General features: G+C 41.4%; 13 protein-coding genes. 8 read left to right on the top strand and 5 right to left on the bottom strand.

What is annotated here, in order from left to right; all coding sequences use genetic code 11:
* Positions 1-11 precede the first annotated feature (11 nt).
* The 5 genes from lpdA to VGA95_11395 all read left to right on the top strand — a co-directional run bounded on the left by lpdA (position 12) and on the right by VGA95_11395 (position 7,644).
* Entirely contained in the window at positions 12-1,451 is a 1,440-nt protein-coding gene (lpdA, locus tag VGA95_11415) for a dihydrolipoyl dehydrogenase (protein HEX9667149.1), read from the top strand.
* Positions 1,452-1,756: 305 nt separating this feature from the next.
* Positions 1,757-6,067, top strand: a complete 4,311-nt coding sequence (locus VGA95_11410) for a GAF domain-containing protein (protein HEX9667148.1) — start codon at positions 1,757-1,759, stop codon at positions 6,065-6,067.
* A gap of 121 nt (positions 6,068-6,188) precedes the next feature.
* On the top strand, positions 6,189-6,554 hold the full coding sequence (locus VGA95_11405) for a response regulator (GenBank protein ID HEX9667147.1): 366 nt from the start codon (positions 6,189-6,191) through the stop codon (positions 6,552-6,554).
* Between the two features lie 8 nt (positions 6,555-6,562).
* On the top strand, positions 6,563-7,177 hold the full coding sequence (locus VGA95_11400; GenBank protein HEX9667146.1) for a response regulator: 615 nt from the start codon (positions 6,563-6,565) through the stop codon (positions 7,175-7,177).
* Between the two features lie 317 nt (positions 7,178-7,494).
* Positions 7,495-7,644, top strand: a complete 150-nt coding sequence (locus VGA95_11395; protein ID HEX9667145.1) for an HAD family acid phosphatase — start codon at positions 7,495-7,497, stop codon at positions 7,642-7,644.
* A 91-nt stretch (positions 7,645-7,735) separates the two neighbouring features.
* On the opposite strand, the gene VGA95_11390 is transcribed toward VGA95_11395, so the two are convergent.
* The 3 genes from VGA95_11390 to VGA95_11380 are packed head-to-tail and all read right to left on the bottom strand — an operon-like array spanning position 7,736 to position 10,333.
* Positions 7,736-8,644, bottom strand: a complete 909-nt coding sequence (locus tag VGA95_11390; protein HEX9667144.1) for an alpha/beta fold hydrolase — start codon at positions 8,642-8,644, stop codon at positions 7,736-7,738.
* 39 nt (positions 8,645-8,683) lie between these two features.
* On the bottom strand, positions 8,684-9,598 hold the full coding sequence (locus tag VGA95_11385; protein ID HEX9667143.1) for an alpha/beta hydrolase: 915 nt from the start codon (positions 9,596-9,598) through the stop codon (positions 8,684-8,686).
* A 21-nt stretch (positions 9,599-9,619) separates the two neighbouring features.
* Complete coding sequence (locus VGA95_11380; GenBank protein HEX9667142.1) at positions 9,620-10,333, bottom strand: SDR family NAD(P)-dependent oxidoreductase; 714 nt, start codon at positions 10,331-10,333, stop codon at positions 9,620-9,622.
* Between the two features lie 749 nt (positions 10,334-11,082).
* Between VGA95_11380 and VGA95_11375 the strand changes: the two genes are divergently transcribed.
* The 3 genes from VGA95_11375 to ileS all read left to right on the top strand — a co-directional run bounded on the left by VGA95_11375 (position 11,083) and on the right by ileS (position 15,872).
* A complete protein-coding gene (locus tag VGA95_11375; GenBank protein HEX9667141.1) occupies positions 11,083-12,063 on the top strand; it encodes an alpha/beta hydrolase in 981 nt (326 codons plus the stop codon).
* A gap of 543 nt (positions 12,064-12,606) precedes the next feature.
* A complete protein-coding gene (locus tag VGA95_11370; GenBank protein HEX9667140.1) occupies positions 12,607-12,924 on the top strand; it encodes a hypothetical protein in 318 nt (105 codons plus the stop codon).
* A 146-nt stretch (positions 12,925-13,070) separates the two neighbouring features.
* On the top strand, positions 13,071-15,872 hold the full coding sequence (gene ileS / locus VGA95_11365) for an isoleucine--tRNA ligase (GenBank protein ID HEX9667139.1): 2,802 nt from the start codon (positions 13,071-13,073) through the stop codon (positions 15,870-15,872).
* A gap of 89 nt (positions 15,873-15,961) precedes the next feature.
* On the opposite strand, the gene VGA95_11360 is transcribed toward ileS, so the two are convergent.
* Both VGA95_11360 and VGA95_11355 read right to left on the bottom strand, forming a co-directional pair.
* Positions 15,962-17,032, bottom strand: coding sequence for an isochorismatase (locus tag VGA95_11360; protein ID HEX9667138.1), 1,071 nt, complete (start codon positions 17,030-17,032; stop codon positions 15,962-15,964).
* 603 nt (positions 17,033-17,635) lie between these two features.
* On the bottom strand, positions 17,636-18,397 hold the full coding sequence (locus tag VGA95_11355) for a DsbA family protein (protein HEX9667137.1): 762 nt from the start codon (positions 18,395-18,397) through the stop codon (positions 17,636-17,638).
* Positions 18,398-18,445 lie beyond the last annotated feature (48 nt).

Below are 18,445 nucleotides of genomic sequence, written 5' to 3'. Positions count from 1 at the left end.
AAATTGAAGTGATGAGTAGAGAAATGAAATCAACACAAGTTGCCGTTATAGGTGGTGGACCAGGTGGTTATCCTGCCGCTTTCCTGGCTGCCGATCTTGGATTGCAGGTGACTTTAATTGACAATGAAGCTAATCCGGGAGGAGTATGTCTTTACCGCGGGTGCATACCTTCTAAGGCACTGCTACATGCTGCAAGAGTCATAACTGAAGCTAAGGAGGCGTCAAACTGGGGGATCAGCTTTTCCGACCCTGTCATTGATATCGATAAGCTTCGTAATTGGAAAGATAACGTGGTTCAAAAGATGACAGGTGGGCTGGGTCAGCTATCAAAGCATCGGAGGATCGACTATATACAGGGTCGTGCTAAATTCTCAGATAAGAAAACTCTTGAGATACAAAATAAAAAAGGAAGCGAATTATTAAGCTTTGAAAACGTAATCATAGCTACCGGTTCTCGCCCTGCCAATCTTCCAAATCTTTCAATCGATTCTCCTCGCTTACTCGATTCGACAAGTGGTTTGGATTTGCCTGATGTTCCCAAGAATATGCTCGTAGTGGGAGGAGGCTATATAGGGCTCGAACTTGGAACCGTCTACGCAGCGCTTGGCACCAAAGTCTCTGTTGTGGAAATGACTTCAGGTTTAATGCCTGGCGTTGACCGGGATCTTGTCTTGGTCCTCTCGAAGAGGTTGGAGAAGATTTTTGACTCCGTCATGCTGGATACCAAAGTGGTCGGTATGAATGAAGAGAAATCGGGAATTAGGGTTAAACTTGAGGGCTCCAACGTTAAAAGCAGCGAACAGATATTTGAAAAGGTTCTGGTCTCGGTGGGGAGAAGGCCCAATTCTGAGAATCTCGGTCTGGAAAATACCCGGGTGAAAACCGATTCCAAAGGCTTCATCGAGGTTGATGAGCAGAGGAGGACTTCGGAACCAACGATATTTGCGATAGGGGATGTTGCGGGCGAGCCGATGCTGGCACACAAGGCAACGCATGAGGGTAGGGTAGCAGCAGGGGTGATTGCGGGACACAACGTCGCCTTTGAACCCACTGCAATACCCGCGGTAGTATTTACAGACCCCGAAATATCATGGTGTGGTTTGACTGAGACAGACGCGAAAATGGAAAATCGTCCGGTCAAAATTGCGCGTTTCCCTTGGGGAGCTTCCGGAAGGGCAACGACCCTGGATCGAAACGATGGGGTGACCAAGCTGATAATAGACCCGGAAACTGAACGGATCCTGGGAGTAGGTATTGTCGGAACAGGAGCGGGGGAATTGATCGCAGAGGGGGTGTTAGCCATAGAAATGGGAGCAAATGTGGCAGATCTTAAGTTGACCATACACCCTCATCCGACCCTTTCAGAGACAATTATGGAATCCGCCGAAGTATTTTTCGGTCAAAGCACCCATGTCTATCGACCCAAAAAGGTCAAAGTCGAAAAAGGGTAAGAAGTGATAAACGATATCATATGCCTATGCACTTGCTCACAATAACCCAAATCGGTGGGGGTCAGTGATAATGAAATCGCGAGGGGTTCATGGTTACTAAGCAAGTGATACCAAGAGTAATTAGCTACTTATCGAATAGCACCCCTCAGTAATAACTGATATCTTCCTTTACATATTAATAGCCTTTGTCTCTTATCTCTCCTATGTTTAATCAATTATCTCGTTTTTTGAAATTTTATAGATTAAAATAAATTCTAAGAATAGAATAAGATATAGTGATTAACGCCAAATTGAAGACAGATAAGATGATTAGAGTCGGGCTAGTGGTTGCAGTGATTCTTTTATTAGCAACCGTTTTCATGACAGTTCAGGCCTCTAAGAGTCTGATCGAAGTATCCGAAAATGTGCAAAAAAGCCATATAGGCCTTTTAAAGTTAGAAGAATTATTTTCAAATTTGACGCATGCTGAAAGTGGAGTTCGTGGTTACGTCATAACAGGAACGGAAGCCTATCTAGAACCATATTACAACACAATTAAAACAATTAACGAAGAAATTAGCGGGGTTCGGAAATTAATTCCAGATGATCCAATCCAAGAGGCTAGGATCGACGAAGTTGAGTCTTTGGCTTCGGAAAGACTCGCCTTATTGAAGGAGTCAATAGACATCCGCACGAGACATAGATTTGAAGAGGCCCAGAAATTGATTCTGACTGGTAAGCGAAGGACAGCAATAATGGGATATCTGCGAGATGCCATTAATGAAATTAAGGCCGATGAATATGTATTGGTACACTCGAGGTTAGAGCATCAACGCAAGATTTTTCGCAAATCTATTTTTCTAAATGCTTCTGTAATTTTTTTGGCATTCATATTTGCTGGATTGAACTACCTTACCATCAACCTTGACCTAACCAAACGCAGGCAGGCCGAAGAGAATCTGAAAGAAAGCCATATTCAATTGTCCAAAAAGAGTAAATATGAGAGAATCGTCAGCACAATAATTCAAAGTATTCATAAATCAGGAAATCTAAGAGATGTTTTGGAAAGTGCCGTTGAGAGCATGAGTAAGAATGTAGATAGAGCGAACTTCTGTAGTTTTTACATAATCGAAGGAGAAGAGGCAGTTCTTAAGGCTCACCGAGGCCACACATCTCAATATATTCAACAGGCATCCAGAATACCCTATCCAAAGGGAATTACGTGGAAAACAATCATTGAGGGACAGACAATCTATGTTCCGGATGTAGATAAAGATCAGGTCATTGGCCCTGCAGGAAGAGATATGGGGATAAAGAGTCATGTGTCTGTGCCTATTAGATATGAAGGTTTTAATGTAGGATGCGGAAGTATAGGTGCATTTGAAAAACACCAATTTGGTGAAGACGAATTTAAACTATTGGAGGTTGTTGCAGATCAGATAGAAATAGCAATCAACAATGTAAAACAACAGGAGCTATTACGTGAATCGGAAGAGCGCTACCGAACTCTTTTTGATCAATCACCAGTAGGTGTGTATATATTCAATAAGAATTTTAATATAACTCATTGTAATGAACGTTTCGCTCACATCCTTCAAACCTCTCGTGACAAAATAATAGGCATTAATATCCAGGAACTAAAAAATCCATGCGTCTTGCCCTTAATGGAAAAGGTATTTCAGGGTCATACAGAAAGTTATGAAGGTTTCTATGAAGCAACCAGCAGCTCAGAAAAGTTGTGGGTGTCTATTCGTCTTTCACCACTCCGCGACGACGTAGGAAATGTTATATCTGGCATGGCTGTGGTAGAAGATATAACCGAACGCAAGCAGGCTGAGGCAGAGCACCAAACTCGTGAAAAGCATCAGCGAGCTCTGGTTGAACTGGGTGAACTTGCGCTAAGGGGCGGCGACCTTACGACGCTGATGAGCGAAGCCGTCTCGCTGCTAGCCAAAACCCTGGGGGTAGAATATGCCAAGATTTTGGAACTCCAACCAGACGGCAATTCCTTGCTGTTGCAGGCAGGTGTGGGATGGAAAGAGGGGTATGTAGGCCACTATATTGTAGATGCAGGGGCTGAATCGCAGGCAGGCTACACTCTTCAATGCAATGAGACTGTGATTGTGGAAGACATTGGCAAGGAAACCAGATTCACTATTCCTCCACTGCTTCTCGACCACAGTGTAGCAAGTGGCATAAGCACTACCATCTATGGGAAGGCAAGGCCTTATGGAGTGTTAGGTGCTCACAGCCCAAGTATAAGGACGTACACAAAGGATGATGTTCACTTCCTTCAGGGTATTGGCAATTTGATTTCTGAGGCGGTTGAGCGCAGTAGCATTGAAGATGAACTGATGATAATAAATACCATTATGGAATCGGTTAATAAGTCATCTAAACTTGATGATGTTTTTAATACTGCAATAGATAAGGTTTTGGAACTAACGGATATAAATATAGTGGGTATATATTTAATAGATGAAGTTACAAATGAAGCAGTGCTTGAGGCTCATAGAGGATACCCGGATAAATATCTAGAGAAAGCAGGGAGGATACCATATCCTAGGGGTGTGACATGGAGGGTTATCGAAACGGATGAGGTCTATGTTGTTCAAGATGTATCGACTGATCCAAACGTTGGCCCTGTCGGTAAGGAATCTGGATTTCGAAGCTTTATGTCGGTGCCTATAAAGGGAGGAGAGAGAACAATAGGTGCTATACATTTTCATAGCAATAAAAAGAATAAATTTGGTAGAAGGGAAATAGAGATTTTTACTTCCATTGGTACCCAGATTGCAATAGCGGTAGCGAAGGCAAAAAAGACCGAGGACTTAAAGTTAATCAATGAAGATTTATCTACTCTAAATGTAATAACTACATCTGTTCATAAATCTTTAAATCTTGAAGAGGTATTAAATATTGCTCTAGACAAGGTAGTAGACATAACAGAGTTTGATATCATAATGGTTTATCTCGTAGATGAGGATACTAACGAGGCAGTGCTACAAGCACACAGGGGCCTTACAGAAGACTATATAGAGAGGGCAGGGAGAATACCATATCCAAAGGGTGTGACATGGAGGGTTATCAAATCCAGTGATTTGTCTTATATCGACGACGTTCAAAAAGACCCCGACCTTGGTCCTGCTGGTAAGGCATTGGGTCATCATACTCATGTGTCAGTGCCTATAGTACAAGAAAATAAAACAATAGGGGTAGTAAATTTTGCAAGTCGAAGAGTGTTAGGGCTTACTTCGCGAAATTTAAACCTCCTCAATGCTGTAGGGAATCAAATCGGAATAGCAATAGCGCAGGCATCATTGTATGAAAAATCTCAAGACCAATCACGCGAGTTAAGAGAGCTATATGAAGATTTGGATGAGAGAAGTAAGGACTTAGAAATATTAAATGCTATAACTCAAGCGGTGCATAAGTCCCTCAACCTGGAGGAGATCTACGAGATTGCCCTGGATTCGGTGGTTAGCCTAGAAGATGTGGATATGGCTATGATTTATTTAGTGGATGAGGATAGAAAAGAAGCTATTCTCCAGGCCCAAAGAAATCTTCCCCAGGATTATATAAATAGGGCAGGGAGGATACCATATCCCAAAGGAACTACTTGGAGGGTAATTAACAAGGGGGAAGTTCTTAAGATTCAAGATGTAAAGAAGGAGCCAACTGTCGGTCCTGCGGGTAGAGATCTAGGACATCACAGTGCCCTAGGCACCCCATTAACTATAGAAGAGAAAGTCATAGGAGTAATATGGTTTCTGAGTTATAAGGAACGTAAGTTTAATGAGAGGGAAGTGAATTTGCTTTCGACCATTGGTAATCAAATTGCAACAGCAATAACAAAGGCAAGGCTATATCAAGATTTGAAAGATGCAAACGAGAAACTTATGGAACTTGACCAAATGAAAGACGAGTTTATATCGATGGCGTCACACGAGGTGAGGACTCCTCTAACTGCCATCAACGGATTCGTTTCTATGCTGTTAGAAGGGGACTACGGCAGTCTACCCACGGAAGCAGTGGAAGCATTGGCAGACATTAATACGGCTACAAACCGATTAATAGGTTTAACTAATTATATGCTGGACGTGTCAAGGATTGAGCAGGGAAGATTAGAATTTAAAATATCAGATTTTGACATCGAGGAAGTTTGCGACAAGATCCTAACTGACCTGAAGCCTATAGCCGAGGAGAAAGGGCTAAAGCTGGAATACCAGAAACCAACAGTGGCAGGAGCGTTATTGGTATCAGGCGACAAATTTAGAGTTGAGCAGGTTATTGTTAACCTTATTGGGAATGCTTTGAAATTCACGGAAGGGGGGGGTGTAATTATAACTCATCACGCCAATGACAGCCATATAATCACTGATGTGATTGATACTGGAATCGGAATCCCAGAGAAAGATCAGGGGTTGCTTTTTCAGAAATTTCGAGCTGTACAGCATTCGCTTTCGGGTGACTATAAAGGGGGGATAGGAATGGGTCTCTACATATCCAAGCAGTTTCTTAATGAAATGAAGGGAGATGTATGGCTCGAAAAAAGTGAATTGGGAAAGGGAAGCACATTTTCTTTTTGCCTACCAAAAGCCCGAGATCAGCTTGCTCCCGATAGAGAACACATTTAGTAGCATTAAGTCGAGGCTGGATTAATGGAGTTTATCGGATACAAAATTTTGGAATATAATAAACGATGATGTGTTTAGAGTTTATTAGATATATAAGGCGACAGGAGATGTGAGGTGTACGATGGCTAAAATTTTGCTTGTTGAAGATGATGAGCTTCTCCTTAAGGCATACACAAGAAAGCTCGAGATGGCACAATATGAAGTTGAGACAGCCGTAGACGGGATAGACGGACTAGAAAAGGCAAAACAATTAAAACCAGATTTGATCCTTATTGACATTCTTATGCCCAGACTCAATGGAATAGAGGTCTTAAAAAGGATTAAGGCCGATCCTGAACTAAAAGCAATACCGGTTATAGCACTCACCAATGTAACAAGTAGTGAGACTACAGAAGAGTGCTTAAGGGCGGGATGCGTAAGTTACATTATTAAAAGTAGCACTATTCCCAGCGGTGTTCTCAAGGAGATCAAAAAAGTTCTGGATTGAGGCTAGACATGGAAGGTGCCAGAAAATTTAGAATCTTAATAATAGAAGACGATCCGATGATTCAGAAGGTATATCATGATAAACTCTCCATAGAGGGTTATCATGTGGACCTTGCCAGAGACGGCGAGGAGGGGATGAACAAGGCATTGAATAGCAAACCTGATTTAGTTCTTCTGGATTTAGTTCTTCCTAAGATAAATGGTTTTTACATCTTATCTGAACTTAGAAAAAATCCTAGAACTCAATTGACACCAATCATAATTCTCAGTAACAGAGGTCGGGAAGATGAAATAGAAAAGGGGCTGAGGCTCGGGGCGGACGATTATCTTGTAAAGGTTTTCGCAACTCCGACGCATGTCATAGAGAAAATTCAGAAACACCTTGCAAAGACGAGATCGAGACCGTATAGCAAGCCCGGTGTTGGCAGCTACCGCGTAGCTATTCAACCTTCCAAGTTCGATGCCCCACATCTCGCACACGATTTTGGCGTTAATGATTCATATTCCTGTAATCAATGTGGAAGTCAAATATTCTTGGAAATCACATATGATCACACCTTTTCAGGTTCCGGAAATCGCTTCTTCGCACAGTTTACTTGTCCTCGGTGCAGTAAAATTTATTAAGAATATACTAGTTCAAAGATATGTTTCCGCTGTGTAATTCCAATAAACTTTATAATCGTCTGAATTCTTGCACATGTAAAGATTTTCACATCAATGTCCTGTGTGACGTATTGTGATTTTCATATTTTTCAAGCACCATTACCATATCAAAATTGTGAACTGAAACTATCCTTATGTAAACAAGTGCACCCATGTTTTGGGCAGAGTACGCACATTTATCGCCCAAAAAAACAGCAGCTGGAAAAAGCTAATAAACTCAATCAGCTTCTTCTAAATTAAAAACTTAAGATTCTTTTACACGACAATAGAAGTATAAAATCAATGCTGCTAATATTGCCAAAGCAGTCAGGATAACCGACAAAGGCTACACCATAGTTGTTAATATAGGTGATCAGTTCAGTCACCTAGCGGGAGGTCACACTGAAAGGGTATTTAAGCTCCCAAACCCATATTATTTTATTCCTTGAGAAATCATATTTTGTAGTCTATTTCGACATCCTATTTAATCCGAGGTTGGAAAACCTCGGCTATCCATGATGTGATATATTATCTATATACTTAAGCTGAATAAGAATTCATCATTTTGACAATCTCTTCTAACATCACCTCAGGGTTCTCCATGCAATCGTGCCTTGCATTTGGAACGACTCTTAATCTAATGTTTTTGTTTCCCGCCTCTTCCCCTATTTTTACCAGCTCGTCAACCTCCCACTGATGAACAACGAAATCATTTTTACCCCTTAAAAAGAGGATTGGCACTTCAATTTTAGGAATCTGTTTATGCGCCATAGCACCATATGCGTGTGGCCCCATCATAAACCACCAGGTTTTGTATGTGAAGATTTCGTTATCGGTCGGCTCTTGCGTTGGTCCCCTGGCTCTATAAACAACAAATATCTCGTCTCGCTTACTTTTATAAGGATCGTCTCCTAGAACACATTTTGCTCTTTCATATATTTCTTCATATGTAGGTGATCCGCCCCACTTTTCCAAACGAGCCCTCTGTGCGTCAGACGTTGAATAGTGGATTCCTTCGAATACGATTCCCCTGACATTCCGAGGCTTCCTATTTGCAAACCAGTAAGCGAGCATACTTGCACCCAGACTGTAACCCAGGATATAGATATTATTGAATCCGGTGTCATTGAGAAACTTCAGTGCGGCATCGATATCCAGCAGAGTGTCATCGAAGATCCCCTTTCCAGTAAACTGTCCGGCAAAAGCAAGCCTGGTGTTTAAAGACATAGAGCTAAACCCTCGCTCGAGCAGGGCATGAGGCAGAAGGCGAGGAGTTCCCCTCGCCAGAAAGTGACCTAACAAGCCATGAATTTGAAGTAAAATCGGCGTGTCAAGAATTTCCTCTATTCCGGTGTAATCCTTGGTTACTAAAAGGCTGCTAAGCAAAGTCCGATCTGAAGCTCGAAGCCTTATCAATCTCTGTCTTTCGCGGATTTTTGGCTCAGCCATCTTTCCGTTATACCAAGAACTTGTATGATGCCTTCATATTTAGAACCTATCGTTTAACCAGTTAATAATTGCTTGTGCTAGTTCATCATGCCTTCCATCAAATGAATGGTTAGCATCAATATTCACATGTGTCACATCTTTATTGCCATTACTCTTTGCTATTTCGCAAAGGTCCTCAGAGTCTCGACCCTCGATTATTTCATCCTTCGATGCATGAACTAGGAGAACAGGAATATCTTTAATGTTTCCAATTTGTTTGTAAGCCTTGGCACCTTCGGCCTCAGGTCCAGAAAGCGCCCACCACGTTTTAAGTGTGTATATCTCGGTATGTTCGGGGAGATTTGTAGGTCCATGGGCCTTCTTTACTATTATCGTCTCGTCATGAGCGGGTTCTGCTTTATCCTCAGGGTTGAAAATTCTTTTTGCCCTTTCATAAACCTCATCATAACTTGGTTCACTCCCAAAACGTTCCCATCTTCTGCGAATTGTATCGGGCATTGAAAATGGAGTTGCGATCACAATAACTCCATTTAAATCGGGATACCTTTTAATATCGTTTCTCAGCGCACAGTATCTCAGTGCAATAGATCCTCCAAGCCCATGACCAGCAATGATAATTTTCCTGAAACCGATATTTCTAAGATAGTCGCACACTGCATCAATTTGAGGAATAGTATCGTCGAATATTCCAAAACCAAAAAATAGTCCTAGATTTGCAAGAATTGTGTTCATAGTAACAGAAGAGAAATCATTATCTGCAAGTATGCTTGGAAGGTAATGTTCTGTCTCATCTAGAATGTTTCCAAGGACTCCATGAAGACGAACAATTACAGGTTTATGTTCCCGGTGATTTGAATGAGTATCTATATGGTAGTGAAGAGCATCAATTTTATGAGAGTTAAAAGGTATTGATATGATCGTGCCTGAGTATTCTTCTACTTCGTTAAAATTCACTTATTTTTGTCCTCGTTGTGTCTATGCTTTTCCATAAACAGGAATACCGGCACCGTTTATAGGCCTTGAATCATCCGAAGAGAGAAAGACTATGACCCTGGCGATCTCTTCGGGTCTTACCCATTTTGAAAAATCGGCTTCAGGCATATCCCTTCTGTTTGCAGGGGTATCTATCGTACTTGGAAGGACTGCGTTCACATTGATGTTGTAATCTTTGACCTCATCGGCAATAGTTTCAGTCAGGTTTAAAACCCCTGCCTTTGAAGCCGAATACGCGCCGACTCCGGCCGAGCCTTTCAGGGCGGGTCGAGAAGATATATTAACTATCTTCCCGTAATTTTGCTCAATCATTCGTGGGAGCACATTTTTCGAGCATAGAAATGCAGATTTTAAATTTAAATTTATCATAAGGTCCCAGGTTTTCTCATCCGTGTCCTTTATATAGGAGTAAGCAAATCCACCGACGACATTGACCAGGATATCAACTCTTTTGAATTTCCTGATAGTACTGGTAACGACGTTTACCACGTCTTTCTCTTTTGTCACATCAGCTCTAGCAAAAACAATTTTGTCTTTATGATTCTTGGTTAATGGAAGACATTCTTTTTTCTCTTTATCAACAATGTAAGTACACACGACCTTTGCTCCTTCCTCAAGAAATGCTATAGTGATCACTTTTCCCAATGCGCCAGTTCCACCGGTGACGATTGCGATCTTATTTTTAAGAGCATTCATTGGCATCTCCTTGAACTATTCAGGTTTTTTCAGACATATCAGAAATTCGTAAAATTGAATTAAATTAAAAGATTTATTTTAAACGAATAATAAGAAGTCACAACGGCTTAGATAACCAAAAGGGAAATTTTAAATACGTATAAAACACGCTTGGCACCTTACTTGGACTTGCTGCTCGTACTGTTGCTCTAGCAGCCTAAACTTTAACAGCTTAGAGAAAAAATTAAGTTTCTTCCTCCCCATTATTTCAAAAAGGTGTGTCATTGCGAGAAACTTAGTTTCCAACCAATCTCATCAGTTGCAATAATCGTATTCATTTACCAGAAATCCGATTGGCTGTCTGCGAGGAGTACCCAGTAGCGGGGGACTTTAGTCCTCCACTTATCTTCAATTTGATAATGACAAGAAAAGGACAAAACATAAATCTCATGATGGCGCTAAGTAAAAAAGAAAACTTAAAAAATAGGAGGAGATGAACAAAAAGAAAAATAACTCATATATTCACGCCTGACCCCACATATTCATATACTATCTCTCGAGGAGAATACTGATGTGTTCTCTTTACTGGGCTCATACCCGGTTTTAAACCCTTTATTGCCCAAAGGTCAAACCTGTTTTCGCCCCCGTGGCTTCACCACGGGGCATTCAACAGGTATTTTAATAAAACTCACAGCACAAGCGATTTCACATTACGAAATTTAAGACTTAGGCTAAATGTTATGATTCCCAGATAGAAAGGAGCAATTCTAATGTCGAGACAATATGAAAGGACGATTACTAGTCCAAGGGGCGGTGTCCTAGACCCTCAAGTAAAACAATTTCTGGAGAATTTGGAGAAGGCAAATCTTCCAACACTCGGATCAATGACTCCGGTCCAAGCACGTGATTTCGCAATTAAATCGTGTGAACAACTCGGCCTTCCCTTAGAAAAAGTCGCAAGCATTGAGAACATAATCATTCCGGGTCCCGCAGGAGAAATTCCAATACGTATTTACACACCTGAGTGTGAAAAACATTTCCCAGTACTTGTATATTTCCACGGCGGGGGATGGGTTATTGACAACCTCGATACCCACGACAATGTATGTAGGTCATTATGTAAAGGGGCAGGCTGTGTTGTAGTTTCCGTTGATTACCGTCTCGCCCCAGAGAATAAATTTCCTGCCGCAGTCGAGGACTGTTATTCCGCTACAAAGTGGGTGGCAGACAATGCTATCGTATTTAACGGGGATCCTTCCCGTATTGCCGTTGGCGGAGATAGTGCTGGAGGGAATTTAGCGGCTGTAGTATCACTTATGTCGAGGGATAAGGGCAGCCCGTTTTTGATATATCAGTTGCTTATATATCCGGTAACGAATCTTTCTACATTTCACACAGAATCTTATCGTAGTTACGCTGCCGGTTATTTTCTTACAAAGGCTGATATGGCGTGGTTCCGTGGTCTTTATTTAAATAAGAAGAGAGATGCGTTTAATCCTCAGGTATCGCCATTGCTTGCGAAGGATCTTAGTAGGTCAGTCCCTGCCCTTGTAATAACATGTGAATTAGATGTCTTAAGGGATGAGGGAGAATCCTATGCTCGAAGACTGGGGGAAGCTAGCGTAAAAGTAAAATTGGTGCGCTATAACGGAATGATTCACGCTTTCTTTAACTTTGTAGGGATGTTTGATCAATCTAGAATTGCGATGGCTGCAACATGTTCGTCTCTTCGCGAAGCCTTTAGGAAATGACTTTTTCTGGGGCGTTAATAAATGAGTTATTTTTCTTTTTGTTGTTCTTCCCGGTACTTTTTTAAAGCGTCTTTGGTACTTTTCTCATCGAGAACGTCCTCTTACTTTTCATTATCAATTAAAAGATAAGTGGAGGACTGAAGTCCTCCGCTACGTGTGTATTCGCCGGTTGCTCTCCGATTGAATTAGTACAGGCGCATGGAACCTTCGATTAGAGTTAGGGCTCAGTGTGAATGGATTTAGAGGTACAGAGAGGGAAAAGGAAACCTCGCTGTTGATGGATTCCCGATTACTGCGTCCGAGAATGACAAGGGCGGTTCGGGCGAGGCGGAAATTTTCTTGAAAAAAGTGAAGAGAAGGGTAGGCAAGCATAATTTTGTCGGCTTAGTCTCTTTGGTGGGTTAACAAAAACCCCAAAAAAATCCCTGATTGTTACCTATAAATATATCTTCAATACCCTGCTTGACATCCACACTTACCTGGTCTTAAAATAAAAACCTGATAAAATCTATCCAAAGGAATAGGATGGACATTCTCATTTCAATGAAGGCAGAAACGATTCAGAAGGGACTCTACATGAATTGCAACATAATGCAGATGCCAACGGCTCAAACAAAACCCTATTTTATTATGGAGCTGCGAGAAGATGATGAAGGTAAGCTTAAACTTATCAAACAATATGCTGAAATTCTTCAAAAAAAAATTGATGGAGATGAGGAATTTTTGATCGAGCATACAAGCATCGGTATCATACTTAAGAAAAAGGTCGATGAAGGCATGGAATACATGGAAGCATGGGAAAATTGGGTTGCATTTTCGAGAAGAGTGTATGAAGAACTAGTGGAAATAGTAGGAGAATAATTAACCAAACTTATCTTCAATATTAACCTTTAACTCCGCTTGCATTTCCATCTATCTTGACTAATATTCTTTTCACTTTAAGAAGAAACCACGAACCAACCATTAACGCTTTGACCAATCTAATATAGCCGGAGAAAAATCACCATATGGCCGATGAAAAGAGCATAGATTATAAAGACACCCTAAATCTTCCAAGAACCGATCTCAAAATGAAGGGGAACCTTAATCAGATGGAGCCCGAAATTCTGAAAGCTTGGGACCAGAATGAACTTTATAAAAAGGTCAGACAAACATCGAAGGGGAGGCCTAAATTTATTCTGCACGATGGACCGCCGTATGCGAATGGGCACATACACCTTGGTCACTGTTTGAATAAGATACTCAAGGACATTATCGTAAAATCGAAGACAATGACCGGGATGGATTCTTATTTTGTTCCAGGCTGGGATTGTCATGGCCTTCCGATTGAATATCAAGTCACGAAAGGTCTGGGACCCGGTAAGCAATCCACAACTATAGATGAAATAAGAAACCTGTGTAGGGAATATGCCGACAGATTTGTGAAGATTCAACGCGATGAGTTTATACGCATAGGGGTTTTTGGAGATTGGGAGAATCCCTATCTGACTATGGATTTTGATTACGAGGCCACTATAGCCAGTGAGCTTGGAAACTTTATTAAAGCGGGAAACCTGTATCGAGGGAAAAAACCGGTGTACTGGTGTTATGATTGTCAGACCGCGCTGGCAGAGGCTGAGGTTGAATATGACAATAAGGTATCACCGTCAATTTATGTTAAGTTTCCCGTCGAACCTGATACATTGATTTCAAAATTTCCTTCACTCAAAGATAAGAAAGTATATGCTTTGATCTGGACTACAACTCCCTGGACTCTTCCAGCAAATCTGGCTCTTGCATTTAATCCTGATTATACATACGTTGCGGTTGCCTATAAAGATGAAGTCTTGATTTTGGCAGAAGCCCTTGTCGAAAAGGTCTTAGGAAACGAGACTCAAATAATTGAGACGTTTAAAGGAGACGAAATACAGGGAATAGAGGTTAGACACCCTTTTTATAACAGAAACTCCATTGTTACCCTCGGAACCTTTGTCACGCTTGATGCTGGCACCGGAATCGTTCATATAGCCCCGGGACATGGACAGGATGACTATGAAATTGGCGTGAAACTCAATCTTGATATTTATGCCCCCGTGGATAAAAGGGGTGTATTTACTGGGGACGTTGAGTATTTTGGCGGCACATTTGTTTACGACGCAAATAAAAGCATTATCGAAAAATTAAAGGAGGTAGGAAATCTTCTCGATGAGGGTGAGTTGACTCACTCATACCCCCACTGCTGGAGATGCAAAAATCCGATTATCTTCCGGGCAACCCCCCAGTGGTTTATCTCAATGGAGAATAACGGACTAAGATCGAAGTCACTTCGGGAAATTGATAAAGTGAAATGGATCCCTCACTGGGGTAGGGAAAGAATATACAACATGGTTCAGAATCGCCCTGATTGGTGTGTCTCAAGGCAGAGGGCCTGGGGTGTGCCAATAGTCATTTTCTACTGCTCAGAATGCGACCATGCGTTGATGGATCCAGAGATTGTCTATCATGTCTCTGAAATTTTTAGGGAGCATGGTTCGGATGTTTGGTTTACACTCGATGTGCATGAACTTATTCCTACAGGGACAAAATGCCCGGAGTGCGGCAGTGATAAATTCGTAAAGGAAACCGATATTCTCGATGTCTGGTTTGATTCAGGCGTAAGCTTTGCTGCCGTTCTGGAAAGGAATTCTGAGCTATATATGCCGGCTGATATGTACCTCGAGGGAAGCGATCAGCACAGGGGATGGTTTCACTCGAGTCTGCTCGTGTCTGTGGGAACCAGGGATAAGGCTCCTTATAGATCAGTACTAACGCACGGTTTTGTCGTGGATAAGGAAGGCGAAAAGATGTCAAAATCAAAGGGTAATGTAATTTCTCCCTCTGACATTCTCAGTAAGTACGGAGCAGAAATACTGAGGTTATGGGTAGCAGCGGAGGATTACAGGGGAGATATTAGAATCTCCAATGAGATACTGGACAGGCTTATTGAATCATACAGAAAGATAAGAAATACATTTCGATACCTCCTTGGAAACCTCTTCGATTTTGATCCTTCGAAAGATCGACTGGGTTATGAGAACCTCGATGAAATCGACAAATGGATGCTTCACAAGCTGGCAATATCAACCAGCGTGATACTAAGAGCATACGATCGATATGAATTCCATGTCGTATACCATGAATTGCAAAGGTTTTGCATTGTTGATTTGAGCTCGGTGTATTTGGATGTTCAAAAGGAACTTCTGTACACTTACTATCCAAATTCACGGAAGAGAAGATCCTCTCAGACTGCAATGTATATAGTCTTGAGCTGGCTTACCAAACTATCTGCACCAATCCTTACGTTTACAACAGATGAGATTTGGAGATATATTCCCGGAAAAGTGGAAGAAAGTGTCCATCTCACCACATTCCCTGAAGTTGACTTTATTGATAATAATATTGAAGAAAAGTGGAATAAATTGATAGTCATCAGAGACGAGATCTTAAAAGCGCTGGAGATAGCAAGAAATGGTAAATTTATCAGAAGTTCACTTGAGGCCGGCGTTGAGATATACGGCGATGCTGAAACTATCTCATTTATATCCGATAATCTTGAGCAATTAAGGGTACTCGCTATTGTATCGCATACAGAGCTTTTAAATAAGCCCCCTGAAGGGGCCGATTTCATATTTAAGAGCGATGAACTACAGCGACTTATTGTAAAGGTTATTAAAGCGCCCGGAGAGAAATGCGAAAGGTGCTGGACTTATAGAATCTCTGTAGGCGACAACCCGGATCATCCAACAATTTGCGATAGATGCGTGGCTAATCTTGAGAAAAGGGATATTTGAGATAGTGGACCATCCCCTAACTGAATCTATGACCCATTTTATAGATAAACATGAACAGGATTTGATATTGAACTTTAAGTAATTGCCAGCTATTCTAGACCTGGCCAGCTTGCTATTGGCTCTGTTGAGCTTACAATATGCATCCCGGCATCTTCAAATCTTTTAAAGGCCATATCAGCTTCGTCCGTATAGTCTATAATCCCGGGAATCACCACCGGCGATGTGCAATCCTCCAATAGATAGACCTTTTCTACCAGGCTCTTATCGACTTTCATTACTACATCCAGTAAGTCAGATATTGTCCATGCAACACAATGACTCTTTGCCTGACCAGCTATTACAATTGCGTCAAAGGCTGTCAATTCGTAAGATAATTCCTCTGACTGTGAAGTTTTCTGAAACAGTGATTCTGCCCTTAATCCTATGGGGTTGCCGTCTGGACCCGATTTCACTTCTGGGCCTAAAACCGAGTAATGCTCGGTCAAAGGATTATCTCCCTTAACATGAATATATGGCTGACTGTGCCTTGCCATCGTATGGAAAAAAATCGCCTCTTCGATAGATGAGACCAAAGCGTGACCGATGCCACCCAACATTGCATGATACGGCCAAATCGTGAGTTCATACTTGCCTGTTTTTTTTAACTCCTCCGTGTAATGCAGCAGATAACTGTTAATGTACTGCGGATTTCGTTTCAAATCATGGCTGAGTAATTCATTAAATCGCCAGCGACCATCTCTGATATCTTCATGTGAGATGAGAGTAAAAGGGGAGGGGTGCTCTCCCTTCTCATCCACGAGAAATATACTATGGAAAATTTGCATTGCCTGGTGTGTGTCCATTGTGGGCATGATCTGGGTAATTAGGTGCAGGTTTCGGTATATGAAATCGCATAATTTTTGATTGTCATGTACTGCTCCTTTTCCAGACCTGCCACCAACAAAAAGCTCAAAATCCGGGATGCAAAAGGTATTCTGAGCATCGACAATCATGAGACAAAGCTTGAAGCTTTCATTACCTGAAGGCTGAATATTATGCTTCTTAGACCAGTCGCTTGCGGTCTTAGCAATTTTTTGATAATCCACCTTCCATACCTTGGATACCATGTCTGGATCGAAATGGGGAGGAATCGCAAGCTCATGTCGGTTCGGATTAATCATAGAATTGATATTTTACATATCGCCTGTAGAAACGTAAATATTATTTCCCGGTGGCGAAGGGGAATAGTAGGTTTAATGTGATTGATTATTTCACCGCAGACGTTAGATCCTTGGGAAGCCAGAATCTATAGGTAGTTATTTCAGATTAATTAAAACTTTTACAATATTTACTTTGTCTTGATACAAAGTAACAATCCTTCGACCTAGCTCAGGACAGGGCTAACAAAAAACGCTTGCGTATCGAGCGAATGCGAGATATCTATTGCGATAATTAATTAGTTCTCTCAGTCACTTTGTTCCTTCGAGATCACACTAATGATTGTCACTTTTTCTAACGCTTCCGGAATTGATTTTGGCAATTTTTTGAATGCCCATTTAAACCAATTCAATTGGGCAAAGGTTTAGGAAATAGCACGTTAAAAATTAAGAGATTATCCATAAATAATATGCCATCTCGAGCAATAACTGCGGGGTCGGACGCGATTGACAGCGGAAACACTATACCAATTTAGAGGAAATTGGCTACTTAAATAAATCTTGTACAACGACCGTTTCGATAATATCACGGTTCGTAGTATCTGAAAAACCGCTTCGGGTGATCATCTATTTTTCAGCAAGGAGTTTATCAATTTCTGCCTTAAAGACTTGGAATGGTTGTGCTCCCCTGATGTATACACCAGTCATTTCATTCTTGTTATCGTCGGTTTTTCCAACAAAGAAACTTGGGGTACCTCTTACACCGTATAACTGACCTTCCTGAAAATCTTTATTAATCTCAGCTTCCTTTGTCTTATCATTAACACATTTCTCAAGTGTTTCACGATTGAGATTTAACTCTTCTGTAGAGCTTAGTATACTAGCAGTATCGAGCTTATTCGGGTTTTCAAACAAGAAGTTATGAACTTCCCAGTATTTTCCCTGTTCCCCAGCACAGTTGGCAGCAATGGCAGCAGGAAGAGCATTTTTATGAAAATCCAGTGGATAATCTCTGAAGACAAGTCTCACCTTGCCTTTGCTAATGTACTCATTCTCCAAAGATGGTAAGACCTGATCATAAAACCTCTTACAGAATGGACATTGATAATCACTAAACTCAATCACTGTAACAGGTGCCTTAGGATCCCCCTTCACAGGGTCATCGTCTATACTCACTGTAACATTTTGAGGTCTGGCAGGGGTGGGAGAAGCGGGACGTGCGTCAGGCCTCGACGCAGCTAACTTCTTTAAGTCTTCCATGGCGCTAGATATTTCTTGATTCCTGACACTAATATCGCTCTTAACTGATTCCAATTCTAGAAGTATCCATGCACTAAGCGCGATGCTTATTAAAACACCAACGGTAATCAATCCTAAAAATATCTTCATAAATGGTGTCTCCTTAGATAGTGTTAAGACATGATATTCTAATTTATC

It is taken from the genome of Thermodesulfobacteriota bacterium (assembly GCA_036397855.1).
Lineage (GTDB): Bacteria > Desulfobacterota_D > UBA1144 > Nemesobacterales > CSP1-2 > DASWID01.
Note: the sequence above shows the minus strand (reverse complement) of the source record. Positions and strands in the feature narration are given on the sequence as shown.

Coding starts and splice junctions, on each gene's coding strand:
- VGA95_11375 (HEX9667141.1), top strand. CDS start 11,083: ATGTCGAGACAATATGAAAGGACGATTACTAGTCCAAGGGGCGGTGTC.
- VGA95_11360 (HEX9667138.1), bottom strand. CDS start 17,032: ATGATTAATCCGAACCGACATGAGCTTGCGATTCCTCCCCATTTCGAT.
- VGA95_11390 (HEX9667144.1), bottom strand. CDS start 8,644: ATGGCTGAGCCAAAAATCCGCGAAAGACAGAGATTGATAAGGCTTCGA.
- ileS (HEX9667139.1), top strand. CDS start 13,071: ATGGCCGATGAAAAGAGCATAGATTATAAAGACACCCTAAATCTTCCA.
- VGA95_11400 (HEX9667146.1), top strand. CDS start 6,563: ATGGAAGGTGCCAGAAAATTTAGAATCTTAATAATAGAAGACGATCCG.
- VGA95_11405 (HEX9667147.1), top strand. CDS start 6,189: ATGGCTAAAATTTTGCTTGTTGAAGATGATGAGCTTCTCCTTAAGGCA.
- lpdA (HEX9667149.1), top strand. CDS start 12: ATGAGTAGAGAAATGAAATCAACACAAGTTGCCGTTATAGGTGGTGGA.
- VGA95_11370 (HEX9667140.1), top strand. CDS start 12,607: ATGAAGGCAGAAACGATTCAGAAGGGACTCTACATGAATTGCAACATA.
- VGA95_11410 (HEX9667148.1), top strand. CDS start 1,757: ATGATTAGAGTCGGGCTAGTGGTTGCAGTGATTCTTTTATTAGCAACC.
- VGA95_11355 (HEX9667137.1), bottom strand. CDS start 18,397: ATGAAGATATTTTTAGGATTGATTACCGTTGGTGTTTTAATAAGCATC.
- VGA95_11380 (HEX9667142.1), bottom strand. CDS start 10,333: ATGAATGCTCTTAAAAATAAGATCGCAATCGTCACCGGTGGAACTGGC.